Source organism: Affinundibacterium fentianense, from assembly GCF_018139545.1.
GTDB classification, from domain to species: Bacteria; Pseudomonadota; Gammaproteobacteria; order Burkholderiales; family Burkholderiaceae_D; genus Undibacterium; species Undibacterium fentianense.
The window spans coordinates 963,506-988,790 of record NZ_JAGSPJ010000001.1 but is presented as its reverse complement, the minus strand read 5'-3'; the positions used below and the strand labels follow the sequence as shown (position 1 = coordinate 988,790).

At 45.9% G+C, this 25,285-nt stretch carries 21 protein-coding genes and 1 tRNA gene; 12 read left to right on the top strand and 10 right to left on the bottom strand.

The window, feature by feature from the left end:
• The first annotated feature begins 54 nt into the window (after nucleotides 1-54).
• Complete coding sequence (locus KDM90_RS04335; protein WP_212674317.1) at nucleotides 55-1,707, top strand: hypothetical protein; 1,653 nt, start codon at nucleotides 55-57, stop codon at nucleotides 1,705-1,707.
• Nucleotides 1,708-1,846: 139 nt separating this feature from the next.
• A complete protein-coding gene (locus tag KDM90_RS04330; protein WP_212674316.1) occupies nucleotides 1,847-3,220 on the top strand; it encodes an HD-GYP domain-containing protein in 1,374 nt (457 codons plus the stop codon).
• 92 nt (nucleotides 3,221-3,312) lie between these two features.
• On the opposite strand, the gene KDM90_RS04325 is transcribed toward KDM90_RS04330, so the two are convergent.
• The gene (locus tag KDM90_RS04325) at nucleotides 3,313-3,642 is read right to left on the bottom strand and encodes a DUF2322 family protein (RefSeq protein WP_212674315.1); all 330 of its coding nucleotides are present in this window, start codon (nucleotides 3,640-3,642) and stop codon (nucleotides 3,313-3,315) included.
• A 300-nt stretch (nucleotides 3,643-3,942) separates the two neighbouring features.
• Here KDM90_RS04325 and KDM90_RS04320 point away from each other — a divergent pair, with 300 nt between their 5' ends.
• Nucleotides 3,943-4,251 (top strand): hypothetical protein, encoded by a 309-nt coding sequence (locus KDM90_RS04320; protein WP_212674314.1) that lies wholly within the window; start codon nucleotides 3,943-3,945, stop codon nucleotides 4,249-4,251.
• A gap of 358 nt (nucleotides 4,252-4,609) precedes the next feature.
• Nucleotides 4,610-5,512, top strand: coding sequence for a cysteine synthase CysM (gene cysM, locus KDM90_RS04315; RefSeq protein ID WP_212674313.1), 903 nt, complete (start codon nucleotides 4,610-4,612; stop codon nucleotides 5,510-5,512).
• Nucleotides 5,513-5,747: 235 nt separating this feature from the next.
• On the opposite strand, the gene KDM90_RS04310 is transcribed toward cysM, so the two are convergent.
• From KDM90_RS04310 to KDM90_RS04270, 9 genes are all read right to left on the bottom strand, one after another.
• Nucleotides 5,748-6,059, bottom strand: a complete 312-nt coding sequence (locus KDM90_RS04310; RefSeq protein ID WP_212674312.1) for a hypothetical protein — start codon at nucleotides 6,057-6,059, stop codon at nucleotides 5,748-5,750.
• A 266-nt stretch (nucleotides 6,060-6,325) separates the two neighbouring features.
• Nucleotides 6,326-7,423, bottom strand: a complete 1,098-nt coding sequence (gene mltB / locus KDM90_RS04305) for a lytic murein transglycosylase B (RefSeq protein ID WP_212674311.1) — start codon at nucleotides 7,421-7,423, stop codon at nucleotides 6,326-6,328.
• 105 nt (nucleotides 7,424-7,528) lie between these two features.
• Nucleotides 7,529-9,523 carry a transglutaminase TgpA family protein gene (locus KDM90_RS04300; protein WP_212674310.1) on the bottom strand — a complete coding sequence of 665 codons (1,995 nt, stop codon included), beginning with the start codon at nucleotides 9,521-9,523 and terminating at the stop codon, nucleotides 7,529-7,531.
• On the bottom strand, nucleotides 9,516-10,505 hold the full coding sequence (locus tag KDM90_RS04295; protein ID WP_212674309.1) for a DUF58 domain-containing protein: 990 nt from the start codon (nucleotides 10,503-10,505) through the stop codon (nucleotides 9,516-9,518). The genes KDM90_RS04300 and KDM90_RS04295 overlap by 8 nt, the downstream gene beginning before the upstream one ends.
• 32 nt (nucleotides 10,506-10,537) lie before the next feature.
• Complete coding sequence (locus KDM90_RS04290; protein WP_212674308.1) at nucleotides 10,538-11,581, bottom strand: aldo/keto reductase; 1,044 nt, start codon at nucleotides 11,579-11,581, stop codon at nucleotides 10,538-10,540.
• A 95-nt stretch (nucleotides 11,582-11,676) separates the two neighbouring features.
• On the bottom strand, nucleotides 11,677-12,729 hold the full coding sequence (locus KDM90_RS04285) for a quinone-dependent dihydroorotate dehydrogenase (RefSeq protein ID WP_212674307.1): 1,053 nt from the start codon (nucleotides 12,727-12,729) through the stop codon (nucleotides 11,677-11,679).
• Nucleotides 12,730-12,754: 25 nt separating this feature from the next.
• Entirely contained in the window at nucleotides 12,755-13,534 is a 780-nt protein-coding gene (locus KDM90_RS04280) for an arginyltransferase (RefSeq protein ID WP_212674306.1), read from the bottom strand.
• Nucleotides 13,518-14,300, bottom strand: coding sequence for a leucyl/phenylalanyl-tRNA--protein transferase (aat, locus tag KDM90_RS04275; protein WP_212674305.1), 783 nt, complete (start codon nucleotides 14,298-14,300; stop codon nucleotides 13,518-13,520). Before aat ends, KDM90_RS04280 begins: the two co-directional genes overlap by 17 nt.
• Before the next feature lie 20 nt (nucleotides 14,301-14,320).
• Nucleotides 14,321-14,890, bottom strand: a complete 570-nt coding sequence (locus KDM90_RS04270) for an NUDIX hydrolase (protein ID WP_212674304.1) — start codon at nucleotides 14,888-14,890, stop codon at nucleotides 14,321-14,323.
• A 226-nt stretch (nucleotides 14,891-15,116) separates the two neighbouring features.
• Here KDM90_RS04270 and KDM90_RS04265 point away from each other — a divergent pair.
• The 8 genes from KDM90_RS04265 (at nucleotide 15,117) to truB (ending at nucleotide 25,216) form a co-directional block, all read left to right on the top strand.
• Nucleotides 15,117-15,193, top strand: a tRNA-Met gene (locus KDM90_RS04265).
• A gap of 305 nt (nucleotides 15,194-15,498) precedes the next feature.
• Complete coding sequence (gene scpB, locus KDM90_RS04260) at nucleotides 15,499-16,494, top strand: SMC-Scp complex subunit ScpB (RefSeq protein ID WP_212674303.1); 996 nt, start codon at nucleotides 15,499-15,501, stop codon at nucleotides 16,492-16,494.
• Nucleotides 16,481-18,313 carry a pseudouridine synthase gene (locus KDM90_RS04255; RefSeq protein WP_212674302.1) on the top strand — a complete coding sequence of 611 codons (1,833 nt, stop codon included), beginning with the start codon at nucleotides 16,481-16,483 and terminating at the stop codon, nucleotides 18,311-18,313. The genes scpB and KDM90_RS04255 overlap by 14 nt, the downstream gene beginning before the upstream one ends.
• A gap of 285 nt (nucleotides 18,314-18,598) precedes the next feature.
• Nucleotides 18,599-19,087: a ribosome maturation factor RimP gene (gene rimP, locus KDM90_RS04250; RefSeq protein WP_212674301.1), complete on the top strand. Its 489-nt coding sequence runs from the start codon at nucleotides 18,599-18,601 to the stop codon at nucleotides 19,085-19,087.
• Nucleotides 19,084-20,643 carry a transcription termination factor NusA gene (gene nusA / locus KDM90_RS04245; RefSeq protein ID WP_212674300.1) on the top strand — a complete coding sequence of 520 codons (1,560 nt, stop codon included), beginning with the start codon at nucleotides 19,084-19,086 and terminating at the stop codon, nucleotides 20,641-20,643. The genes rimP and nusA overlap by 4 nt, the downstream gene beginning before the upstream one ends.
• Before the next feature lie 84 nt (nucleotides 20,644-20,727).
• Nucleotides 20,728-23,592, top strand: coding sequence for a translation initiation factor IF-2 (infB, locus tag KDM90_RS04240; RefSeq protein ID WP_212674299.1), 2,865 nt, complete (start codon nucleotides 20,728-20,730; stop codon nucleotides 23,590-23,592).
• Between the two features lie 132 nt (nucleotides 23,593-23,724).
• Nucleotides 23,725-24,153 carry a 30S ribosome-binding factor RbfA gene (rbfA, locus tag KDM90_RS04235; RefSeq protein ID WP_212674298.1) on the top strand — a complete coding sequence of 143 codons (429 nt, stop codon included), beginning with the start codon at nucleotides 23,725-23,727 and terminating at the stop codon, nucleotides 24,151-24,153.
• Nucleotides 24,154-24,259: 106 nt separating this feature from the next.
• On the top strand, nucleotides 24,260-25,216 hold the full coding sequence (truB, locus tag KDM90_RS04230; protein ID WP_212674297.1) for a tRNA pseudouridine(55) synthase TruB: 957 nt from the start codon (nucleotides 24,260-24,262) through the stop codon (nucleotides 25,214-25,216).
• Nucleotides 25,217-25,285: the final 69 nt, after the last annotated feature.

Sequence of the window (25,285 nt, the reverse complement as noted above, 5' to 3'; positions counted from 1 at the left end):
ATCTGAAAAGTGGAAGAATCGTATCCATATAATGAAATAATCGAGACCATCAAAATGCTAGATAAACATAAAAATAAAGATAGAAATACAGATAGAAATACAGCGAAACACAATAAAATTTTACTAAGCTTGGTTTTGGCTGTGTTCACTTCTTCGATAATTGTTGCTTGTGGTGGCTCTGGTACCGGGACGAGCTCATCGAGTTCCGGTTCAGGAACAGGGACTGGAACCGGTACGGGTACTGGCAATGGAAATTCAGGTGTGGTTGGGCCGCCATGGTTAAGTCATGCGGGGAACGCACAGCATGAGGCATTGTCCGCTGTCGCAACGCAATCGTTTTCAAAAATAGTTTGGCAGGCGCCAGTGGATCTCGCTCCCAAATATTCTGCGCAGGGCTATTTGTTAGTGCACTATGGCTCACCAGTCATTAGCGCGAAAAACACAGTCGTCATGCCAGTTAAAATCGCCTCGGATCCAGTGTATCGGTTTGAGGCTAGAAATGGAAACGATGGAAAAGTCATATGGTCTGAAAACACCGACTACATCATGCCACCTTATCGTTGGACACCGACTTATAACGTGACCTTGACAGCCAACAATCGCGTATACGCGCCCGGTGCCGGTGGTAAAGTTTATTATCGCGATGATGTCGACGCGAGTACGGGTACGCTAAAGAATATTGTATTTTATGGCGATGCCGTTTATTCCGCCAATAAGGCAAGCTTAGATCGCAGCATTATTATCAATACGCCGATTACAAGTGATTCACAAAATAACGTCTATTTCGGCTTTATTGCAGCACCAGGCAATGCTGCGAATCTAACTAGCGGAATTACAAAAATCACACCCGATGGCAAAGTCACCACTGTCAGTATTGCGGGTCTCGCACCAGGGATTGCTAAAGCTGCCACGAATAGTGCGATCGCTGTTTCGAAAGATCAAAAGACGATCTATGTTGTCGCCAACGATAATATCGCAACGGGCGTTCGCCAAACAGGCTATATGTTGGCGTTGGATAGTGGCACGCTGGCATTGAAATCGAAAGTACAGCTCATCGATCCATTTGAAAAAGCACCGGCGAACATTTCTGATGACAGTACTGCCTCACCTTTAATTGCGCCGGATGGTGACGTTTATATTGGTGTTCTGGAGGCGACCTATGGGTCACATAATGCGCGTGGTTGGCTTTTGCATTTTAATGCGGACTTGTCCCAAACTAAAACTCCCGGATCGTTTGGGTGGGATGACACGCCATCAATAGTTCCTGCGAATTTGGTACCGAGTTATAAAGGCTCATCTTCCTATTTATTGATGGTTAAATACAATAATTATGAGCGAGCTGGTTCTGGAAACGGGATGAACGAAATTGCGATTCTTGATCCACACAATGAGCAGTTAGATCGAATCTCTCCATTAAAAGTAATGACGGAAGTGTTAACCTTACTTGGCCCAACTCCTGATCCGAATGTACCAGGTGGCTTTATTGAATGGTGTGTGAATACGGCAGCGGTAGATCCTTTTACTAAATCTGTGGTGGTCAATAGTGAGGATGGCATTTTGTATCGATGGGATTTGACGAGCAATAAACTCAGTGAAAAAATACGGTTAACGAGTGGCTTAGGCGAGTCTTATACACCGACTGCGGTTGGTCCGGACGGTAAGGTGTATGCAATCAACAATGCTGTATTGTTTGCAATTGGAAAATAGTCGTTTCTCCAAATAAATTGGATACTAAAAAATGCCGTGATAGTTTCATCGCGGCATTTTTTTTTGATTTAGAGTATTCTCTGTTCTGGTGCCGGATTGGACTCAATCGGCTTGGCAGGTTGTCAGGGAGGGATTCTTCATGTCAGAGTGTAGTCACAATGCAAATGGCACAATTCAATCAGCGCCCGGGCTGAAGTTGTCCGAGCTGATCAGCGCGCTCAGCCATGCTCTAGATATTACCGAGGGACAGCCAGAGGGACATTGTATTCGGTGTTGTTGGATCGGAATGCATATCGGGCGTGAGATTCGACTTCCTGAAGATCAACTCTGGGATTTGTATTACACCTTGCTGCTGAAGGATCTCGGATGCAGCAGTAATGCTGCGCGTATTTGTGAACTGTATCTGGCAGACGATTTGCAATTTAAGCGCGATTTCAAAACGGTAGGGGATAGTCTTCCTCAAGTTTTGCATTTTGTTTTAAAACATACTGGTTTGAAAGCGGGTTTAGCTGAGCGATTTCGTAGTGTTTTGACGATCTTACGTGACGGAAGAAATATAGCGCAGGAGCTGATTGCAACGCGTTGTCATCGCGGTGCTGAAATTGCACGTCTTTTACGATTTTCAGAAGAAGTTGCTCAAGGTATCTACAGCCTTGATGAGCATTTCAATGGGCAAGGGCGTCCAGATCAATTGAAAGCTGAAGCGATACCTATGTTCTCCAGAATCGCATTGTTATCACAGGTCATTGATGTGTTCCAAATCGCAGATGGTCCTGCTGCTGCTCTGAATGAAATTCGTGATCGCTCAGGAGTTTGGTTTGATCCTCTGCTGGTCGATGCATTTGAACGGATTGCACAAAATCAGGCATTTTGGGATGATTTACAGTCGCAAGAGATTACACAAAAAGTGTTGGCGCTTGAACCAAAATCGAATGAAGTGCCACTCGATGATGATTATTTAGACGATATCGCTGCTGCATTTGGTCAGGTCGTCGATTCGAAAAGCCCTTACACCAGTGGCCACAGTGCACGTGTCGCGCTCTATACCGATATGATCGCGGAGGCGTTGGATTTAAGCCCTGAGCGACGTCGATGGTTAAAACGTGGCGCACTTTTGCATGATGTTGGGAAACTCGGTGTGAGCAATAGTGTCCTGGACAAAGCTGGCAAATTGGATATCTCTGAGTGGGATGCAGTGAAACTACATGCTAGTTATACCGAGACAATTTTGTCGCGCATAGCAGCATTCTCTGAATTGGCAAAGGTAGCGGCTGCACATCACGAAAAACTTGATGGCACTGGCTATCCTAAGGGTCTGAAGTCGGAGGAAATTACTTTGGAAACCCGTATTATTACGACGGCAGATATTTTTGATGCGATTACTGCTGAGCGTCCCTATCGCGGTGCCATTCCTATCCCAAAGACCTTGGAAATGATGGCGGAAAATCTCCATACAGCAATTGATGTTCGCTGTTTTGAGGCGCTGAAATTGGCGATTGCCAAATTAGATTAAGGACCGCATGCGTAGGAATCCCATGGACTGCGAGTGCAGTCAAAGTTATGTATGTAATGACTTGTACTCGACAGCGAAATTCCTTTCTCCTTTTATTTTTCAATTAGCTTGACTTGTAGAGGGCAATACGAGGTATTGCTCTCGGCGACGTGAATAAGTTGAATAAGTCTGTCAATGTTCGGGTGTTTTCCCGGAAATTGTGTCGCGTCAGCGGTGTGTTCAGAATAGAGCTCTAAGCCCTTGCTAGCAGCGCGTGCATCGATACAATGGAATTCTTGGAATAATGCAAAGTAAACTCGGACGCTTCCTGATGATCCTGGTTGATTTTCAACGCGAGCCGACAATGCTTCGTTTTCGTAGAGTTCAATCGCCTCGAGATGATCGACTTTGGGGAGTCCCGATAAGACTTCAGTGAATAACATAATGTTTTCTGATCGTTGTGATGTGAAATAAATCAACTGAATAAGAGCCGAATCATAGCTGCATAATTTCGGCTGAAATACTGCCTAGGGCGTCGATGTTAACAGTGAATGCATCGCGCCGACAAGGCATCTATTCAAATAAAAATCGAGCTTGCGACTTGATTGATCTGCGAGTGCTGCTCACTATCGATTTCCTTAGATATTTTCAAATCTGTGTCAACATGAATTTCCTCGGCAGCGTTGTGGAAAGGCGTAGTGATTTCTACGGCAATTAATCTCATTTTTCTGATCGGACTAATTATGAACAAATTATTGATGACTCTCGCGGTTGCCTCAATCACCATTAGCGCCGCTTTCGCACAAACCCCAGCAAAGCCTGCTGTCGCCGTCGAAGCTGCTGCGGCGAGTAAAGCTGCATCGGTCAAGGCTGCGGCACCTGCCGTCACTGAAAAAGCGAGTGCGACAGCAAGTGCAGCGACGGCAGCCACACCTCGTGATGTGGCGACAGGCATGGCAAGCGGCAAACGGCAACATCAACCTGTTCTTAAATCGACAGAGCCGGCTGCTGCATCCGCAGCAAGTGCAGCCAGTGCAGCAAGTAAAAAATAAGCGTGAAGTAAATACCAGACTAAGTTGGTCTAGTTTGGTAAGCGCGGAAGTAAGTTTGAATTCTCCGACTCTAATTCATTCCAGAGAGTGAAACGAGAAAGTGTAGATTCAGCATCATTGTTCAAAGCCCGCTCGGTGTTCCAGCGGGCTTTGAGTTTTGCGAGATCTCGATTTAATGCGAAACAAGATTGCTGATGACGTACTTCCAAGATAAATCAATTTAGAGGCAGTTATTAACGCATTTATAAAACGCATTTATAAGACGCTGTTATAAAACGTCGTCAGTTTAAATGGAAATAAGCAGAATTCTTGGCAAGAGATTAAAATAGCATTTTGCCTTTTAAGATTACCGCTCAATATGGCCTATATCACGATTGAAGACACAATAGGAAACACGCCTTTAGTGCGCTTGCAAAGACTTTTGAGCGCAGAGGCGCAAGCGCGAAATAATATTGTGCTTGGAAAACTCGAAGGAAATAATCCTGCTGGGTCGGTAAAAGATCGTCCAGCGCTGTCCATGATTAAGCGGGCAGAACAACGTGGCCAAATTAAACCAGGCGATACATTAATTGAAGCGACCAGCGGAAATACAGGTATTGCCTTAGCGATGGCTGCGGCAATGCGTGGATACAAAATGGTTTTGTTAATGCCAGAGCATTTGAGTGTTGAACGGCGTCAGAGTATGGCGGCATACGGAGCACAAATTGTGCTGACACCGCAAGCGGGTGGAATGGAAACCGCCCGTGATTTGGCTGAACAAATGCAAAAAGAGGGCAAAGGTCTAATTTTGGATCAATTTGCTAATGCCGATAATCCTCTTGCGCATTACGAGAGTACTGGGCCGGAAATTTGGCGAGATACTGAGGAACAAGTCAGTCATTTTGTCAGTGCGATGGGAACGACCGGTACGATTATGGGCGTCTCAAAATATCTGAAAGAACAAAATCCACAGATACAAATCGTTGGTGTGCAGCCTGAGGACGGATCTCAAATTCCAGGCATTCGTAAGTGGCCAGAAGCGTATTTGCCGAAAATTTTCAATCATGAGCAAATCGACCGACTGGAATCAGTCAGTCAATCAACGGCAGAAGCGATGGCACGTAGATTAGCTGTAGAGGAAGGAATTTTCTGTGGTATCTCGGCTGCTGGCGCATGCGAAGTCGCCTTGCGTCTGGCTGAAACCGTGGAGAATGCAACTATCGTGTTTATTGTTTGCGATCGAGGCGATCGCTATTTGTCGACAGGGGTTTTTCCTGCCTAATATTGGGCTTTGTCCAAAGTGCGAACAACGTGTGAGTTGCGCAGTTGCATCTTGACTCGACAGATATATCAGAGTCAACTCGAAGCGGCTTAACAACAGTGTAAGTGCGCTTGCGTGATCTCGCAGCGCAGCCGTACCAAGAGAAATGAACCGCAGCAAAAATACAACAAATAATAAAAAATCGAAGCTAGCATTTCACTAAGCTTCGATTTTTCTAAACCAATTTCACACCAATTTAGCCATTGTTCTCGGCATCTTTAGGTTTGAATTGCTTGTCGCTAATGCGGAATTTAGCGCGGCGATCACCCATCAGTGCGCGCAAATCTTTAATGCTGACATCACTGATTTCATGCATACGTATCAATAAAGATGCGCCAACTGGCAAACGACGATGACGAATTTTACTGATCACCGGTGGAGCAACTTCCAGTGCTCTGGACAGTGCAGCATCATTTTTCAGATGCAATTGTTTGATCAATGTATCCAAAAGATTATTTGGATCGTAGTCGATTTCATCTGATTCTAGTTGTGTCAAGTTTGGCATCATTACCTCGTTATTGATGATGATTGATGTTGCAGGAGGGCACTGTGTAAATTAATCAAACAGTAATACTATATCTTTAAAATAAATTTATCTACTTCTTGCCAGAGAAATAAAGTAAGAAAATTGTTAAATCTATTGACACTTTCCTCGAAGCCATCATAAATGTATCATTAGATAACATTACTTTAGACCAAAAAATTCTTATTTGCAATATTTATTATTGAGAAGTTCTTTATTTGCAGCATAACATTTGGATATTATCAAATTTGCTACTCTATTCTACGGGTCTGCGCAACGACTCGCCCCAAATCAATCACAGACATGGCATAGAAGTAACTCCGATTGTATTTCGTAATCGCAAAAAAATTATCTGTTGCTAACCAATATTCAGTGGGATCTTCGCCATTTTGGAGATCGATCAGTCCGTATCTAATTTGCTTGGGAGCGGATTCATCTGAGGTGCTAACCAAGTCTTTTAGCTCGGATAATGAAAAAGTTGCTTGAAGGCCGCGCCCAAGTGTCGTTTCTAATTGCGTAACATTCGGTTCTGCACTCGTGAAGGTTGCTGGATATGCATAGGGGACTCCTTTTTTCCAGCCGTGCTTCGCTAGATAGTTTGCTACGCTCCCGATCGCATCGGTTTCGGACTCTCTCAAATCAATTTTACCGTCTTGATCAAAGTCGATCGCAAATTGACGCAAACTACTTGGCATGAATTGGCTTAGTCCGACGGCGCCAGCATAGGATGCCTTCACAGTATAAATGTCGGTACCAGTGTCGCGGCTCCAGAGTAAGAGTTGGGCCAATTCCGAACGGAAGAAAGCCATACGAGCAACGCGATTTGGCGTATCTGGATATGAAAATGCGAGTGTACAGAGGGCATCGAGGGCCCGAAAGCCCCCCATATTTTTGCCATAAATTGTTTCGACGCCTATTAAGCCGACGATAATTTCTGCTGGTACACCAAATAAATTCTCAGCGCGATTGAGACTTTCAAGATTGCGATTCCAAAACAAAACACCGGAATTGATGCGACCATTTTCAACGAATCTCGCTCGGTAGGCTTTCCAATTTTTGGGCTTGCCTGCCGGTGCAGGTTTCATAAGTTGAATCGCGGATTCGACATAACGCGCATTGTCAAAAATCTGCGTCAATTGCTGAGCAGGAAACTGATGCTCGCTTTGCATCTCTTTGATAAAGCTTTGCACCTCTTGCCATTCAAGGTAGTGCACATTATCGGTTCGATTGAGAGCTGGATTACCTAAAGTCTTCTTGGCGTTCTTCTTTGCCGAAGTCTTTTTTGATTTTGTCGATTGATTTGAATTGTTCGATTGCTTGGTGGCCGCGTATGCCGTTTTGAACAGCATTATTCCTGTGGGGTTCCATTCAAAACACAAACCAAAGCAAAGTAAAACGCAAACAACGAGGAGGCGAGAAATATGGTTCAAAATAGCGTCAGAAGAAAAGGTCGATCAAAGTTTTTTGAGCAAAGCGCGCATGTCTTTTAAGACAAGATTTGAATTGGTCATTTTTCCATATTTTAACGCAACATAGTAGGCGATAAATTGTTCTGCATGCTTATATTTTGTTTTTTCAAGAACTGGCTTGATTCGTTCTAAATAGCTAGAGGGCGGTTCATGTATGGCGCGTTCGATTCCAAAGTTTTTAAATTTCGCGCAGAACTTTGCATAGAGCTTGTCTTGGGCGGACATTGGAACAGCCTTTGGAATTAATGGGATTGCCAACAAGCCTACTACAACAATACCGATAAAGAAGAGTGAAGTGAGTGCTTTGCTCCAATCGATCTGATGGAGACCCAATATCTCTAATAGGCGCGATTGTTGTGCCTGGTTGTAGTTGAGAACCCATTGATTCCAAGAGTTATTGATCGCGCTCCAGCGCATGCGTAGTGCTTTGCTCCAGGCGTTTTCTTTTATCAAGTCACCGACTAAGCCTGCGAATCCAGTGCTTTTTTGAGTTGCACTCAGATTTTGTAAAATACGTTCAGGTGCGACGGCTGCCGTCGGGTCAACTCGAATCCAACCTTGACCTGATTCCCAAACTTCGGCCCATGCATGTGCATCGGATTGGCGCACCTCATAATACTGATCTTGCGTATTGAGCGTTCCTCCTTGGTAGCCCGTTACGACGCGAGCAGGGACACCCATCGCGCGCATTAACACCACAAATGCGCTCGCGTAGTGTTCACAGAAACCAGTCTTCGTATTGAAAAGAAAATCGTCTATGCTGTTGCGCCCCAATAAAGGCGGTTCTAATGTGTAATAGAATTTTTCCTCACGAAAGTGCCGCAACACTGCATTGACTTTTGCTTGCGTCTCGTTGAATTTTAAGCTCAAGTTCTGCGCAAATTGTTTTGTTTCTGGGTTCAGATTGGCTGGGATTCTCAAGTTATGGCGCAAAATCAAAGGATCTTCATTGACATTGTGTCGATATCTCGTGTGCGATACCACTTGATAACGAATTCGATGATTGATCAAAGCGGGGCTGAACATTTCTCCTTCAAAATTGATTTCCGTCGGTTTGTTCTCGATGAAAGGTGGTTTAAGCACACTGTCTAATCCGAAGAGTAAATGTGAATTTGCCGGTTCCAGAGTTATTTCTTGCGAGATTCCTTTCCCAAATACTTCCAATTCGCGTTCTTTGACTTCCTTCGTTCCTCGCCCTTCAGTCCAGCGACGACCATCAAAGCTACTTAATACAATCGCGCGCCAATACAAGTCAGATTTTTGGGGGACTTCTTGAAGAAATTTGACCCTAAAAACAAGCTCTTCTGACATTGCTAATTTACTGATATTTCCTGGAGCCATAGAATCAGACAACCCACTGCGCGAGGTATTCGCGTCGCCAGGCAGTCCCCAAAGCGGACCTTGGATTCTGGGAAACAAGTAGAAGCTAATAATTGTTAACGGTATGGCAAAAGCAAGCATTTTCAAAAGTATCACAGATCGTTGCCAAAGACTGGGAATGTGGCTGTTGAATTGAAAACTTAATTGCGCCAACAGTAGAACAAATGCGGCAACCGCGACCTGGAGCGCGGTTCCTATCGATTGTGATTCGAAAAAACTCGTGAGTAAGAGAAAGAATCCAAGAAATAAAATCACAAAGAGGTCGCGTTTTGCATGCATTTCAAGGAGTTTGCAGGATAGTAGCAGAGCCAACATCGCGACACCCGTCTCGCGTCCGAAAAAACTGCGGAATTGCCAGAAAATTCCTGCCATTAAGGCGAGTGCGATAGGAATTAGAATCCATCGGGGAGGTAGCTTTCGACCAAGTAATGTGAGCCAAGCGCGCCATAGCATGAGTCCAACAGTACTGACACTTATCCACGCTGACAGATTATTAAAATGATTGCTCAGTACAAGAAAACAGGCGAGCACTAGCAAAAGGCTCTCTTTTTTTTCGATGGCGAATTTGGCGACAAAAAATGTACGTATTTTTCTAAACATGCTGTTCGTCCAAACCAAAAAGCGCTAACGCAGTCAGACAGGCATTGCGATGTGATTCGCCTTGATTTTCCTCAATCTCGAGTCCTCCTAAACGCAATCCATATTGCATTTGAGCCCGTTCCGCTGCGAGTACCCAAGCGCTTAAACGAGACAGTCTTTGTTCTAAATTTAGCAGGGAAGCAGTTGCGGCAAAATCGAGAATAACTTTGCCGCCATTCGCGCCAGCAAATTGTTTTGACACCAATTTACCACCCATGTCTAGATCGACTCTCGCGATATGCTTCCAAGAGAGATGTTTCAATGGGTCCCCAAGTTGATAGCTGCGGACACCCGAAAAATCTTCATTGCCTGAATTCTGTGAGGTTTCTGACTGGCCTTCATTTGAACTTGGCAACGGTGGCGGCGTCTCTTCTGGTGTTGGGTACACGATGATTTTTGCGTCGGGCAACCATGTACTCCAAGCGCGTAAAAGACCGAGGGGAAACCAAGTTTGCAGACGAATCCGCGGACAAGTTAGGTAGCCTCGTTGTGTTGCGATAGTGCGGAGCTTGAGGTTGATGATTTGGTTGGGTGGCAAGTCGATAATCTGTTCGATTGCCGAGGATTGCAAAAAACCGATATGAATCGCATAGCGTGCGAGGTTCTGCGTATTTTGAATACGTATCGGAAATTCCGCCACTTCACCCAAAAAAACCGCCTCGCCTTGTCCCGTGTTGAGTCGAAGGTAGGCAAGATTTCTAAACGTGAACAATGTGTTGACTACCGCCAGTCCAGCCAACAAATAGGTCATACCAAAACCTAAATTAAGGTTGTAATTTGTGGAGGTCAAAAACAGCAAAATAAGCATCAATCCGAACACGACTCCTGCTCGACCTGGCAAGGTAAACACGCGCCTTTGTTTTAGGATTACCTCGCCTGGCTCGGCTGTCTTTTCGAGCAGAACAAGCTGTTTAAAGCGTTGAGTAAGTTGCTTAATTAGCATTCTAGTTGCGAGCCATCGAGGAGCGTTTGGGATTATTGTGCTGGGTTATTGGTTCTAGCATGAATTGCTTGAATAGCGATAATCATCTCCTCAGTCAGCTGAACATCTAATGCCCGAATATTTTCGTCCAGCTGTTGTAAATTGGTGGCGCCAATGATTGTGCTTGTGACAAACCAGCGCGAATAACACCATGCTAATGCAAGCTGTGTTGGGCTGATGCCAAAGTCGCGCGCGAGTTTCGTATATTCCGCGCTCGCATTGATCACCTCAGGGCGCATATAACGCGGACTCCAAGTTGGCGGGAATTGATTGAGGCGTCCTTGAGAGGAGGGATTGTCGGTATATTTTCCCGTTAGACGCCCGAACGCCAATGGACTATACGCCAATAGGCCAACTTGTTCACGGTAGCATGTTTCGGTTAAACCTTGCTCAAAACTACGGTTCATTAAGTGATAGGGATTCTGTATTGATACGATTCGCGCTTGTTGGTTTTGACAAGCGGTATGAATGAATTCGCTAACCCCCCAAGGTGTTTCATTGGAGACCCCAATATGTCGAATTTTTCCTTCCTTTACTAAGCGATCTAAGGTATCCAAGGTCTCTGCGATAGAGATGGAAGAACGCTCCAGTTCAGGATTGAACTCTTTTTGACCAAAAATCGGTGCATTCCGACTGGGCCAATGTAACTGATAGAGATCAATATAGTCTGTATTCAGGCGAGTAAGGCTTGCTTCAACGGCGCTTCGAATGTTGAATTCATCAAGGTCGTTTTGACCTCCGCGTATCCAAGGCATGCCTCGAGATGGCCCTGCGACTTTTGTCGCCAAAATGATGTTTTGGCGATGGCCAGATTTTTTGAGCCAACTTCCAATGAATTGTTCGGTTCTATTGACTGTTTCAGCGCGCGGCATGACAGGATACATTTCGGCTGTATCGATAAAATTGATACCGCTTGCGATTGAAAAATCGAGTTGCGCGTGAGCCTCTGTTTCGGAATTTTGTTCGCCAAATGTCATTGTGCCTAAGCAGACTTCGGAAACCATCAAATCACTACTGCCGAGTTTTTTTAATTTCATTCTATACTTTCCATTGCTTTAGCTTGAATAGACCTTGGAAATCTTGTTGATGGCAATAATCTTTCGCTAAGTCCAAAAAATGATCACGATTTCCTTTAGATCGATGTATTTTGATTGCGCAATGCTAAGGCGCATTCTCGCACCAAGGCCGGCCCGCGATAAATCAATCCGGAATAGACTTGAACGAGAGACGCGCCTGCTTGGATTTTTGCGAGAGCATCTTGTCCTTTAAAGATTCCGCCCACACCAATAATCGGCAATGTATCACCCAACTCCGCTTTCAATCCCCGAATGACCTTATTTGATAACTCAAAGACAGGTTCACCAGATAATCCTCCCGTCTCATCGCCATGACTTAAGCCTTTTACCGCATCCCTTGTTATTGTGGTGTTGGTAGCGATAACGCCATCTATTTTGTGGCGAATAAGTGAGTCAGCAATATTTTTTATTTGTTCGCTATCGATATCTGGCGCAATTTTTAGGGTAATTGGTACATAGCGTTTATGTTGATCTGCCAATCGTTGCTGGGAATCCTTGAGTTTTGCAAGGAGGTCATCTAGTTCAGATGCTCCTTGTAATTGGCGCAAATTCTTTGTATTGGGCGAAGAAATATTGACGGTAACATAGCTCGCAAACGGATAGACTTTACTCAGGCAAAGTAAGTAGTCGTCGGCGGCTTTTTCGATTGGCGTATCGGCATTTTTACCAATATTGAGACCCAATACACCTTGTCTTTCTTGGTAAAAACGCGATGCTTGGACATTTGCGACGAATGCGTCGACGCCACCATTATTAAAGCCCATTCGATTGATGATGGCGTTCGCTTGCGGCAATCGAAACATCCGAGGTTTGGGATTGCCAGCTTGCGCGCGAGGTGTCACCGTACCAATTTCAATTGAGCCGAATCCTAATGAAGCCAATCCATCAATGTAGCGACCATCTTTATCTAGCCCAGCCGCTAAGCCTACAGGATTGGGAAAGTCAATTCCCATGACTTTTCTTAAGTCAGTTGCAGGTTTGGGTAGTAAGCGCGTCAATCCCATTTCGTGGGCGCGCTTTAAGCTGGGGAGGGTGAGGTCGTGCGCACTTTCAGGGTCCATAAAAAATAGAAATGGTCGGACGAGAGAGTAGAGCAATTGATCTGACATATAAATTTGAACCGTGAAGTTGATGTTAAAGATTTTGCCAACTGCGATTAATGAGAGCTTGCAGCGGTTTGAAATTAGTTTTGTACGACATCTTCCGACTATCTTTGATCCAATAGCCAAGATAGAGATAAGGAAGTTGTGATATTTTTGCTTGTGCTATTTGCCAAAGAACATTAAACGTCCCGTATGAACTGTGTGCGACGTGGGGGTCGAAGAATGTATAAACGGAAGAAAGTCCATCACTTAAAATATCAATGATGCTGATCATACGTAAAATATCATTCGAATCACGAAAGGCAACCAGTCGAGTGTTAACGCGACTTTGCAATAAGAATTGTGCGTATTGGTCGCGTCCATCTTGATCCATACCTCCTCCCGCATGACGCTGAGTTTGGTAGCGTTGGTAGAGCGAAAAATGTTCTTCATTGAACTCTAGGGGAAGGATTTCAGCATGTAAGTCAGCGTGTTGATCAAGTGCGCGGCGCTGGCTGCGATTGGGCTTAAATTGATCGACAGGCGTGCGTACTGGTATGCACTCTGTGCAATTGTCACAATAAGGTCGATAAATGAAAACGCCACTACGGCGAAAGCCTTGACTGATCAATTCAGAATAGACTTCATTGCCAATTAAATGCGCGGGCGTTGCGACTTGTGATCGAGCTTGACGACCCTCTAGATAGCTACAAGAATAGGGTGCCGTTGCGTAATAGTGCAATCGGACATAGCCATCTCGTTGGTCCTCATCGGACAAAAGCTGGTCTGTTTCAGTTAAAGTCGGTGCGGTTGAATTAGTCCGGTTCTGCATTGCTTTTCAGTTCGTCACTCTTGTGAAGTTGTTTATCAACTAAATATTCTTGGAAATTTTGCGAATTGAGTGGGATCCATTCTTGTATCGGGTCTTCTAAAATTGCTTTGTTCATGTGTTTTACGAAATCAGCTCGTCGAACCGGTCTCGCCCCGAAACTGGCCAAATGCGAGGTTTCTTGCTGGCAGTCTATCATTTCTACACCCTGTTGGCGCAAGAAAACAACGAGCTGCACCAAGGCCATTTTGGACGCATCACTAACCTTTGCAAACATGGATTCGCCATAGAACATTTTACCGATGCAAATTCCATAGCCCCCCCCGACCAACTGATTATCTAGCCAAATTTCCGAGCTGTGTGCGTAACCCATATAGTGCAGCTTGGTATAGCCAGTGATAATGTCTTCGGAAATCCAAGTACCGTCTTGACCTCTGCGGGGTGCTGAACAGTTGCGCATCACTTGCTCAAACGCAGTGTTGAAACGAAATGCCCAGCGCCGATCTCCGAGCGAACGTTTAAGTGTCTTTTTTAAGCTGTTAGAAATTTTCAACGCATTTGTCTTCAATATCATCCGAGGATCGGTTGACCACCATAAAATGGGTTGACCTTCAGAAAACCAAGGAAAAATGCCGTGCTGGTAGGCATTCAATAAGCGATAGGGGGATAAGTCGGCGCCCGCTGCAAGCAAGCCTGCGGCTCCTTGCTCTGCACTTAGGGCTTGTTCGACCGGAGGAAAAGGGCTGTGATTTTCTAGCCAAGGAATCATATCTCGATAATTTGCAGAATTTAGTCGGTTTGGATCGATCGATGAAAGTCATGCTCATGTAAGCGGAAAGGCGATCCAAGTCGTGTTTGGCGCAAGTCTTCAAAGAAGAATTTCAGAGTTTGCGCAACGGTCGGAAATGCGATTTCGTCCCAAGGAATTTCTTTTTCACTAAATAGCTGTACGGCTAAACTTTCCGTACCAGCGTGGAAATTCGTGTCGATTAGGCTCGCTCGATAAAAAAGGTGTACTTGATCAACATGTGGCACACTTAATACCGAAAATAATTCGTGCAGTTCAATATTTGCACCAGCCTCTTCGATAGTCTCTCGTTGTGCTGCTTGTCTACAGGATTCTTGATTTTCCATGAATCCCGCAGGGAGTGTCCAATAACCATAGCGCGGTTCGATTGCTCGCTTGCACAGCAGCACTTTAACTTCACCTTGGATATCCCATACCGGCACGCTGCCAACGACCATATTCGGATTTTGATAATGAATCATGCCGCATTGAGTGCATACGAAGCGCTCACGAGTATCGTCGTCAGGAATTTTTAGTGCGACAGGTGCAGCGCAGCTGGAACAAAATTTCATGTTTTAAATCTTTCGCGGGCAGTCTAGTAGAAGAGATTGGCTATCAGTGAAAGTGTATCATTGCTCAGCGTTTTGCTTACCATCGAAAAAAACCTAGGATTCATGACTAGCGTTTTTTCTAGTCGATTTCAATTTCAATCATGCTGCCTATTTACGTATAAATTCATCTAAACATAGAAAGAAATTGCGCAAAGCAGCAAAGTACTGTATAGTTCTACTTATCAGACGCGGGGTGGAGCAGTCTGGCAGCTCGTCGGGCTCATAACCCGAAGGTCGTAGGTTCAAATCCTGCCCCCGCAACCAGAATGCAAGAATAAAGCCACGTTTCATCGTGGCTTTTTCGTTAGCTTGGCAATTTTTTTTAATTGGTTTGGGTTTAGAGCTTATTTCTAGACTACAATCGGGCATCTACTAATTTGATCGACCGTTTTGCTTAGCGCAATGTGTGAAATGCACACTAGCTGGCGGCGGACTGGTCCACCAGGTGCACGTCGTTCAATCGTGCTGCGCAGTGTCTTACAAGACGAGACTGGTAGGGATAATATTTTCCCGCGTGCTTCACTGAATACTTCTTAAGATCAACATAACTTGTTAGTTAAAGAGTTTGCATGAATACTGCAGATGCCAAGCGTATACTTGAAACCGCACTCCTGTGCGCGCATGAGCCGCTGACCATTAATACAATGAAGAAATTGTTTGTCGATAGTGTCGATCAAGCGGATTTGATTGGTGCTGATACGATCAAATTATTGTTAGAGGAAGTGCGCCAGGATTGGTCGGATAAGGGGATTATGTTGGTCTCGTTGTCGACGGGTTGGCGTTTTCAAAGCCGCCCGGAAATGCGGGCGTTTATTGATCGATTGAATCCTGAAAAGCCGCCTAAATATTCGCGTGCGACCTTGGAAACCTTGGCTATTATTGCGTATCGCCAACCGGTGACGCGTGGTGATATCGAAGAAATTCGCGGTGTGGCGGTTGCGTCTCAAATGATCAAAACTTTGGAAGATCGTGGTTGGATAGAAACCATTGGCCATCGCGAAGTGCCTGGACGGCCCGCTTTATTTGCGACGACAAAGCAGTTTTTAGATGATTTAGGTTTGGCTTCCTTGGATCAACTCCCTCCTTTACAGCAGATTGGGCAAGAGGAAGGTCTCGAAAATACACCAGCCGATGACGCATCCCCAGAATTGAATATGTTCGATGGTGTGGAAACGTTGCTTGAAGCCGCAGATGTTCCCTTGGTGGAGGCGACGGAGCCTCCAGTGGCTGATGTTGAATTGGGAAGTCCGTTGTCTTCGTCGGACGTGGAGATTGTACAGGCTCCAGAAGTTGCGATTGACGAAGTTGCAATTTTAAAGGCCGAGATGCAGGTCGATATGCAAAGTGGAATGCAGGAAGAATCGAGTTCTGTCGTGCCGGAAATGGATGAGGCTACGGAAACTCTTGAAATTGAAACAGCCAGTGATGTGATTTTGGATGATGTTGCGACCTTGGCTGATATGAATACAGATGAAAATGTGGACGCTGAAGTAGATGTTCAGGCAATTGCTGAAGCCGATGCACTCACACCTTTACAAACAGAATCAGATAATGAACACAAATAATTCAGACGATATCGCAGGCCAGTCAAATGCTGGTGCAGATAATGCAACCCAACGTCCTCGTGCAAAACGCGTTGCGCGTCCCAAAGCAGAGAAAATTGGGGGTGACTTGGCAAGTGCAAGTTCATCGGATGCGCCAGTTGCAAGCGCAGCAAAAGCGCCACGTAAGCCGCGCGGAAGTGCAGCTAAAAATGTTGAAGCGCAAAATATTTCCGTTTCTAGTGAAGTCAAAGAATCTGCGGAGCCTAGTGATGTTAGGCCAAAAATGCCACGTCAGCCTCGTCCTACAAAGCAGTCAAGAGTTTCAAGTTCAGAATCGACTAGCACCGTACAGGGTGCGGCGAACTCAGCTAACGACGCAAGTGTAGAATTTTCATCAGATCGAACTGAGTCAAACTCGACAAACTCCACCCCTCGCCGTCAGCATGGTGATAGAAATAATTCACGTAATTCAAAATCTCATGACGGTCAGCAACGTAGGTCGCAGGGTAAAAATTCACAGTCAGCGCAACATCGTCAAGGTGAGCAACGCAATCAAAAGAATCCACGCAAACAAACGCAGCAAAATAGTCGCTCTGGCGGGTATGATGCCGACGACGTGTTTTCTTTTGTGACCTCAGATGCGTACGACTCCATGGATGATGTGAAATCTTCTCGTCCTGAAAAAAATAAAAAGCCGCGTCGTGATCTGACTGCAGATGATGATGCTCCTAAATTGCACAAGGTATTGGCAGAGGCTGGTTTAGGTTCTCGCCGCGATATGGAAGAACTAATTATTGCGGGTCGCGTATCGGTGAATGGCGAGCCAGCGCATATCGGTCAGCGTATTTTGCCGCAAGATCAAGTGCGTATTAATGGTAAATTGATACAGCGCAAAGTGACGAAAAAGCCACCACGTGTTTTGATTTATCATAAGCCAGCTGGGGAAATTGTCAGTACGAGCGACCCTGAGGGACGTGCGTCGGTATTCGATAGTTTGCCGCAAATGAAAGTCGGTAAATGGTTAGCGGTTGGTCGCTTGGATTACAACACCGAAGGATTGCTGTTGTTTACGACTTCAGGTGATCTCGCCAATCGTTTGATGCATCCTCGTTACGGTATCGAGCGTGAGTATGCAGTGCGTACCTTGGGCGAATTAGAAGAAGGTATGCGTCAAAAATTATTGGCTGGGGTCGAGTTGGAAGATGGTATGGCACAGTTTTCTAAGATTTCGGATGGTGGTGGTGAAGGCGTTAATAAGTGGTATCGAGTGATCATTGGTGAAGGCCGTAATCGCGAAGTGCGCCGTATGTTTGAGGCGGTTGGTTTGACCGTTTCACGTTTGATCCGCACCCGCTATGGTGTGATGACGCTGCCTTCTGGCTTGAAGCGCGGTCGTTGGGACGAGTTGGGTGAAGATGCGGTCCGCAGCTTGCTTAAAGTAAGTGGATTGGAAAAATCCGTCGGTGAGAAGGCCGACAAACCAGTCGGTAAGCCAAATGGCAATCGTGTTCAGGGTGGAAAAGTGCCGCGCAACGTCAATCCGTTTGATGCGCCAGTGCAAAGAAGCTTTGAACCTACTGTTCGTGGTGGTTTTGCCAATCCGCAAAATCCGCGTGGTGGGCGTCATTCTGGAAATTCGGGTTATGCTAGTGCTCAGGGAAATGGTCAAGCTACTAAGCAAAATAATAAAAATGCTAAGCCACGTAGCCGCCAACCTGATCCTTTGCAAACTGCTTTAGGTTTCCCGACGCGCGATCAAAATCGTCGCGGGCCGACAGTGCGTGGTAGTGGGCCTGCGATAGGTCAAGCGATCGCTGCGCGTCGTCGTCGCGGTGCTTAAATTAACTTGTCCGGAAGTGGGTGAAAGATGTGGTGCTTGCCATGATTTTCACCGACTTCTCATTGCGATTGAGTAATTAATCGTTTATAATCTTGTAGTTAGCAGTTTTTTCCTTAAATTGGCGTTTATTTGATGCGTTATTAAATAAACGACGAATGTTTAAGGCGCTAAGAAAGATGGGCAGGTGCCCATTTTTTTTTGGCAAATCGTTTTTTGAAAATGAATGTGCTCTGCTTAAAGTAAAGCAACATCAAAAAAACGAACTGCGTTTATCGGAGAATTGTCTTGCAATTGTTGGAATTAATTGAAAAGACTGTCAATGGGACGGGGTATGATCTGGTCGACTTCGAACGAGCAGAGCGTGGTTTGTTTCGTGTGTATATTGATCTTTTGCCTGAGGATGTTGAGGAAAAAGGTCATGTGACAGTGGAAGACTGTGCAAAAGTCAGTCACCAATTGTCGCACGTATTGACTGTGGAAGAAGTGAATTACGAACGCTTAGAGATTTCGTCTCCGGGCTTAGATCGACCATTGAAAAAAATCGCAGACTTTGCGCGTTTTGCTGGTGAGAAAGCGACAGTCAAATTGCGCTTGCCTATGCCTGGTATGGCAAATCGGAAGAATTTTGATGGTATTTTGCATGAGCCTGAAGGGGACACTCTGAAGCTCGAAATTGAAACAAAAGATGGCGCGGCGATGCTGGAGTTTACGCTCGCTGATTTAGATAAGGCACGTTTAGTGCCGCAAGTGGATTTTAGGAGTCGCAAAGCATGAGTCGCGAAGTTTTATTATTGGTTGATGTGCTGGCACGTGAAAAGAACGTGGATGAAGATATCGTTTTTGGCGCATTGGAACATGCTTTGGCAACGGCTACCAAGAAACGTTATGACGGTGAAGTGGATATTCGCGTAGAGATCGATCGCGATACGGGTGAGTACCGTACTTTCCGTCGTTGGCATGTTGTGGCGGATGAAGCTGGCTTGCAATTGCCAGATCAAGAAATTTTGCATTTCGAAGCAGTGGAACAATACGCTGATATCGAGGTGGATGAATACATCGAAGAACCAGTTGAATCCGTTGAGTTAGGTCGTCGTTTCGCGCAGGATACGAAGCAAATTGTATTGCAACGTATTCGTGACGCAGAACGTGAACAAATTTTGGCTGAATTCTTAGAGCGTGGTGATTCCCTTGTGATGGGGACCATCAAACGCATGGAACGTGGTGAGGCAGTGGTGGAATCGGGTCGCATCGAGGCACGTTTGCCGCGCGATCAAATGATCCCAAAAGAAAACTTGCGTGTTGGCGATCGCGTTCGTGCCTACATTTTGCGTATCGATCGCAATGCACGCGGTCCACAAGTCATCTTGTCTCGTACAGCACCAGAATTCATCATGAAATTGTTTGAATTGGAAGTGCCAGAAATCGAACAAGGTTCTTTGGTCATCAAATCTGCAGCACGTGATCCAGGCGTGCGCGCTAAGATTGCGGTGCATACAGACGACAAACGTATTGATCCGATCGGCACTTGCGTTGGTATGCGTGGATCTCGCGTACAAGCAGTCACCGGTGAACTCGGTGGTGAACGCGTTGACATCGTGTTGTGGTCTGAAGATCCAGCACAATTCGTGATCGGTGCTTTAGCGCCAGCGAATGTTTCTTCTATTATGGTTGATGAAGAAAAGCATGCAATGGACGTTGTGGTTGACGATGAAAATTTGGCGATCGCGATTGGCCGTAGTGGTCAAAACGTGCGTTTAGCAGCAGAATTAACTGGCTGGCAAATCAATATTATGACAGCTGAGCAGTCCGCCGATAAAGCGGAGCAAGAAACTGCGGGTATCCGTAAATTATTTATGGAAAAACTCGACGTTGATCAAGAAGTTGCCGATATTTTGGTAGACGAAGGCTTCTCCAGCTTAGAAGAAATCGCTTATGTACCAATTAGCGAAATGCTGGAAATCGATGCCTTGGATGAAGATACAGTAAATGAATTGCGTAATCGTGCACGTGACGCGCTTTTGACAGAAGCGATTGCTTCTGAAGAAGGCGTGGAAGGTGTGGAAGACGCATTGATTAATCTGGAAGGTATGAGCCGCGCAACAGCAGGTAAATTGGGCTTGGCTGGTATTAAGACCCTCGCTGCTTTCGGTGGCTTGGCTTACGATGAATTTGGCGCGATATTGGCTCTGTCTACCGACCGTGCGCGTCAATTAATTGATAATGCATTTGAAGATGTGACTGATGATGAGATGAAACTCATCGACGCTAAATATGATGAACATGCGAAAGCCTTATTGGAAAAAGCATGGAAACTCGTTGAAGCAAAATAATCACGAGTGAATAACCCATATTGAAGTGTAGATTTAACTTAATTAATCGTTAAATCGCAGCACAAAACAAGGAAAGAGGACTGAATGGCGAGTAATAATGTAGCTCAATTTGCCACCGAGCTGAAAATGTCAGCGGATTTACTGCTCACGCAATTGAATGCCGCAGGCGTTACAAAAGCGTCTGCGTCTGATACTTTGTCGAAAGAAGATAAAGACAAACTATTAGAACATTTACGTCGTTCACACGGCGTGGCTCCTGATGCCGAAAAGAAAAAAATCACTTTGACTCGTAAAGAAACAACCGAGATCAAGCAAGCTGATGCAACTGGCAAAACACGTACTGTACAAGTTGAAGTGCGGAAGAAACGCACATTCGTCAAGCGTGATGAAAGTTCGCCTGAAGAGAATGTGAAACCAGCGGTAGCTGCGATTGATCCAGTGGAAATTGCACGTCGTGAAGCAGAGGCGCAAGCCGAAGCAGAATTGGCTGCACGTCGTGAAGCTGAGTTATTAGAGAAGCAAGCTCAACTTGCTAAGCTTGAAGCTGAAAAAGAAGCGGAAGCGAAAGCAGCTCGTGAAGCCGAAGCCGCGGCTCGAGAAAAAGCAGAAGCAGAAAAAGCGAAGCAAGCAGAAGAGAAACGTGCGAAAGCAACGAAATCGGCTGCAGTGATTGAAACGCCCGCAGTTGATGATGAAGTAAAACGTTTAGCTGTTGAAGAGGCGAAGAAAAAAGCTGCGTCTGAAGCGAAAGAAGCGGCAAAAGAAGCTGCAGCCCGCGCTGCGAACGCGGAAAGCGCGCGTAAAAAAGTCGCAGACGAAGTTGCGCAAATTAAAGAGATGATGTTGGCTGCACGCAAGCCAAAACCAGTTGAAGCACCAGCCCCATCTAAAGTCGCAGAAGGTACTTTGCACAAACCAGCCGACAAAAAGGCGGGCGATAAAAAGCCTGCTGGCGATAAGAAAGAAGCAAAACCCGCGACGACGGCCGCACCGAGTGGCGACAAGAAGGCAATCAAATCTGCCAATGTGTCTTCTACATGGCAAGAAGATGCCGCGAAAAAACGTAGTGGTGGTTTGAAAACCCGTGGCGCGGCACCCGTTGGCCGTGAAGGTTGGAAGAGTGGTCCAAAAGGTCGTCGTAACCAGCATCACGAAGAACGAGAATCGAATTTCCAAGTGCCAGTTGAGGCTGTGGTAAAAGATGTCTACGTTCCTGAAACATTGACGGTGGCTGAATTGGCGCACAAGATGTCTGTCAAGGCATCTGAAGTCATTAAACATTTGATGAAATTGGGTCAAATGTGCACGATTAACCAAGTTCTCGATCAAGAAACAGCAATGATTCTGGTTGAGGAAATGGGGCATAAAGCGTTCGCAGCGAAGATCGACGATCCAGAAGCGATGCTCACCGACGTTGCAGAACACGCAGACTACGAATCTTCACCACGTGCACCAGTTGTGACGGTGATGGGTCACGTTGATCACGGTAAAACTTCTTTGCTCGATTATATTCGTCGTGCCAAAGTGGCTTCCGGCGAAGCCGGTGGTATTACCCAGCACATTGGTGCTTACCACGTTGAAACACCACGTGGCATGATCACTTTCCTCGATACCCCAGGTCACGAAGCCTTTACGGCGATGCGTGCTCGTGGTGCGAAGGCAACGGATATTGTTATTCTTGTTGTGGCAGCGGACGACGGCGTGATGCCGCAAACGAAGGAAGCGATTGCACATGCGAAAGCAGCGGGCGTTCCTTTGGTCGTCGCCATCAATAAGATCGATAAACCAGCAGCGAATGCAGACCGCGTGACACAAGAGTTGATCGCTGAAAGCGTTGTGCCTGAAGAATACGGTGGTGACTCACCATTCGTGCCAGTCTCTGCGAAGACAGGTCAAGGTATTGATTCCCTGCTTGAAAACGTTTTGTTGCAAGCCGAAGTCTTGGAGTTGCAAGCACCAATTGATGCGCCTGCAAAGGGCTTGGTTGTTGAATCTCGTTTGGATAAAGGTCGCGGTACTGTAGCGACGATCTTGGTTCAATCCGGTACTTTGAAGCGTGGTGACGTTGTATTGGCGGGTTCGTCTTATGGTCGTGTTCGTGCGATGTTGGATGAAAACGGTAAGAACATTAACGAAGCGGGTCCATCTATCCCAGTCGAAATCCAAGGCCTGACAGAAGTACCAGCCGCGGGTGAAGAAGTGATGGTGATGGTAGACGAACGTAAAGCACGTGAAATCGCCTTGTTCCGTCAAGGTAAATTCCGTGACGTTAAATTGGCGAAGCAACAAGCAGCGAAGCTCGAGAACATGTTCGAAAACATGGGCGAAGGCGAACTCAAAAACTTGCCTATCATCGTCAAAACGGACGTGCAAGGTTCGCAAGAAGCTTTGGTTCAATCTTTGGTCAAATTGTCCAACAACGAAGTTCGCGTTCAAGTGGTGCATGCGGCGGTCGGTGGTATCTCCGAATCCGACGTCAACTTGGCGGTGGCATCGAAAGCGGTCATCATCGGCTTTAACACACGTGCAGATGCATCCGCACGTAAGTTGGCTGAAACCAATGGCGTGGATATTCGCTACTACAACATCATTTACGATGCAGTAGATGAAGTGAAGGCAGCTTTGTCCGGTATGTTGGCACCAGAAAAACGTGAAACAGTGATCGGTATGGTCGAGATCCGTCAAGTATTTACGGTCTCCAAAGTTGGTTCTATCGCGGGTTGCTTGGTCACCGAAGGTATGGTCAAACGCACGTCTTCTGTCCGCTTGTTGCGCAACAATGTGGTGACGTGGACAGGCGAACTCGATTCGCTCAAGCGTTACAAAGACGATGCAAAAGAAGTTCGTGCAGGTATGGAGTGTGGTCTCTCACTCAAAGCCTACAACGATATTCAAGTTGGAGACTTCCTCGAAGTCTTCGAAATCCAAGAAATTGCTCGTACTCTGTAATGAGGTAAAAAAGAGGAAGCGCGAGCTTCCTCTTTCATTTTAAAGGCAGCGAAAACATTGCGTTTTCTGCTACCGAACTTAAAGCCTCGATCAAACGGGGTGATGATGTAAGTAGAAGGTTTTGTTTTTTATATGGCTAAAAATAGTAAATCTATCCCAGCTCGCGGCTTGCGCGTTGCGGATCAAATTCAACGCGATCTGTCTGAAATCATTTGGGCTGAACTCAAAGATCCACGCGTTGGCATGATCACTCTCACTGAAGTGCAGCTGACGCCAGATTACGCTCATGCAAAAGTGTATTTCACAACTCTGGCAGACGAGCCAACAGCAATCAAATTAACACAAGAAGGTCTGAACAAAGCCGCTGGCTTTTTGCGGAATCAGCTTGGTTTGAAATTGCGTATTCACACTTTGCCACAACTTCACTTTGTCCACGACACCTCGACCGTGCGCGGTATGGCGATGTCGAAGTTGATCGATGAAGCGAATGCGACGCGTGCTAAAGATAGTGACGTCGAAGAAGCTGATCATCGCGACGATAAAGAAAAGAGCGAAGATTAATTTCTTTGTTTGGTTGGGAAATTGAAAGACGCAGAGAGCATAGTCAAATACTCTGCGTCTTTTGCTTTTGTGCTCCGATATTTGTTTTGAGTTTGAAGAATAACGAATGAATCAAGTCATCAAGAAAAAAACACGTCTTCCGATCAACGGCGTACTGCTATTGGATAAACCGGTCGGTTGGTCAAGCAATGATGCTTTAATTAAAGCAAAACGCTTATTGAATGCGATTAAAGCAGGGCATACAGGCACCCTTGATCCGTTCGCGACCGGTTTATTGCCTTTGTGTTTTGGCGAGGCGACGAAGTTTTCTGCCGACTTACTTGATGCCGATAAGACGTATCAAACCGTGGTGCACCTCGGACAGCGTACCAATACGGGTGATACCGAGGGCGAAGTCATTGAGCACAAAGACGTGAATGTCAGCGTCGAACAGATTCAACAAGCGCTGGCCCAGTTTCGCGGCGATATCATGCAAGTACCGCCCATGTATTCAGCTTTGAAACGCGACGGAAAGGCGTTGTACGAATATGCGCGCGAAGGCATCACCTTAGAACGCGAAGCGCGCCCCGTAACAATTCACATGCTCGAATTCGTCAAATATGAAGCGCCATTTTTGACCTTAAATGTGCGTTGCAGTAAAGGCACCTATATTCGTGTACTCGGCGAAGACATCGGCACGGCCTTGGGTTGTGGGGCACATTTAAACGCCTTGCGTCGTACCCATGTGGGACATTTGATTTTAGAAAACACCGTTACGCTCGATCAATTGATCGCCATGGAAGAAATGCAACGTCTTGAACTATTGGCGCCAGTTGACGCTTTGCTGTCGAGTTTTCCAGAAGTATTGTTAAATGCCGATCTCGCCAAGCGTTTCCTGCAAGGGCAGCGTATTTCCCTCGATAAAGAGCAAGTCGTGTACCCTCAACAAATGGGTAGGGTACGGGTATATAAAGTTGAACCTGATAAGGATTCCCGATATTTATTAGGTTCTGCTCAATTGCAAGAGTATGGGGTGCTGGCACCTGAGCGCTTGATTTCAACCGTGGACCAAGCTGCGACTTAATTTCTTGCGACGCTTTGATGCGGAAAACTTTAGACATAGAATCTACCAGTTCATTATTGAGAGGCCGAC

Excerpts from the sequence above, each read along its gene's own strand:
- KDM90_RS04325 (WP_212674315.1), bottom strand. The coding sequence starts at position 3,642 with ATGTTATTCACTGAAGTCTTATCGGGACTCCCCAAAGTCGATCATCTC.
- KDM90_RS04270 (WP_212674304.1), bottom strand. The coding sequence starts at position 14,890 with ATGAAATTTTGTTCCAGCTGCGCTGCACCTGTCGCACTAAAAATTCCT.
- mltB (WP_212674311.1), bottom strand. The coding sequence starts at position 7,423 with ATGCTGTTCAAAACGGCATACGCGGCCACCAAGCAATCGAACAATTCA.
- KDM90_RS04285 (WP_212674307.1), bottom strand. The coding sequence starts at position 12,729 with ATGTCAGATCAATTGCTCTACTCTCTCGTCCGACCATTTCTATTTTTT.
- KDM90_RS04290 (WP_212674308.1), bottom strand. The coding sequence starts at position 11,581 with ATGAAATTAAAAAAACTCGGCAGTAGTGATTTGATGGTTTCCGAAGTC.
- KDM90_RS04320 (WP_212674314.1), top strand. The coding sequence starts at position 3,943 with ATGAACAAATTATTGATGACTCTCGCGGTTGCCTCAATCACCATTAGC.
- rbfA (WP_212674298.1), top strand. The coding sequence starts at position 23,725 with ATGGCTAAAAATAGTAAATCTATCCCAGCTCGCGGCTTGCGCGTTGCG.
- KDM90_RS04300 (WP_212674310.1), bottom strand. The coding sequence starts at position 9,523 with ATGTTTAGAAAAATACGTACATTTTTTGTCGCCAAATTCGCCATCGAA.
- KDM90_RS04335 (WP_212674317.1), top strand. The coding sequence starts at position 55 with ATGCTAGATAAACATAAAAATAAAGATAGAAATACAGATAGAAATACA.
- KDM90_RS04310 (WP_212674312.1), bottom strand. The coding sequence starts at position 6,059 with ATGATGCCAAACTTGACACAACTAGAATCAGATGAAATCGACTACGAT.
- scpB (WP_212674303.1), top strand. The coding sequence starts at position 15,499 with ATGAATACTGCAGATGCCAAGCGTATACTTGAAACCGCACTCCTGTGC.
- KDM90_RS04255 (WP_212674302.1), top strand. The coding sequence starts at position 16,481 with ATGAACACAAATAATTCAGACGATATCGCAGGCCAGTCAAATGCTGGT.
- truB (WP_212674297.1), top strand. The coding sequence starts at position 24,260 with ATGAATCAAGTCATCAAGAAAAAAACACGTCTTCCGATCAACGGCGTA.
- KDM90_RS04280 (WP_212674306.1), bottom strand. The coding sequence starts at position 13,534 with ATGCAGAACCGGACTAATTCAACCGCACCGACTTTAACTGAAACAGAC.
- KDM90_RS04295 (WP_212674309.1), bottom strand. The coding sequence starts at position 10,505 with ATGCTAATTAAGCAACTTACTCAACGCTTTAAACAGCTTGTTCTGCTC.
- KDM90_RS04330 (WP_212674316.1), top strand. The coding sequence starts at position 1,847 with ATGTCAGAGTGTAGTCACAATGCAAATGGCACAATTCAATCAGCGCCC.
- aat (WP_212674305.1), bottom strand. The coding sequence starts at position 14,300 with ATGATTCCTTGGCTAGAAAATCACAGCCCTTTTCCTCCGGTCGAACAA.
- infB (WP_212674299.1), top strand. The coding sequence starts at position 20,728 with ATGGCGAGTAATAATGTAGCTCAATTTGCCACCGAGCTGAAAATGTCA.
- cysM (WP_212674313.1), top strand. The coding sequence starts at position 4,610 with ATGGCCTATATCACGATTGAAGACACAATAGGAAACACGCCTTTAGTG.
- nusA (WP_212674300.1), top strand. The coding sequence starts at position 19,084 with ATGAGTCGCGAAGTTTTATTATTGGTTGATGTGCTGGCACGTGAAAAG.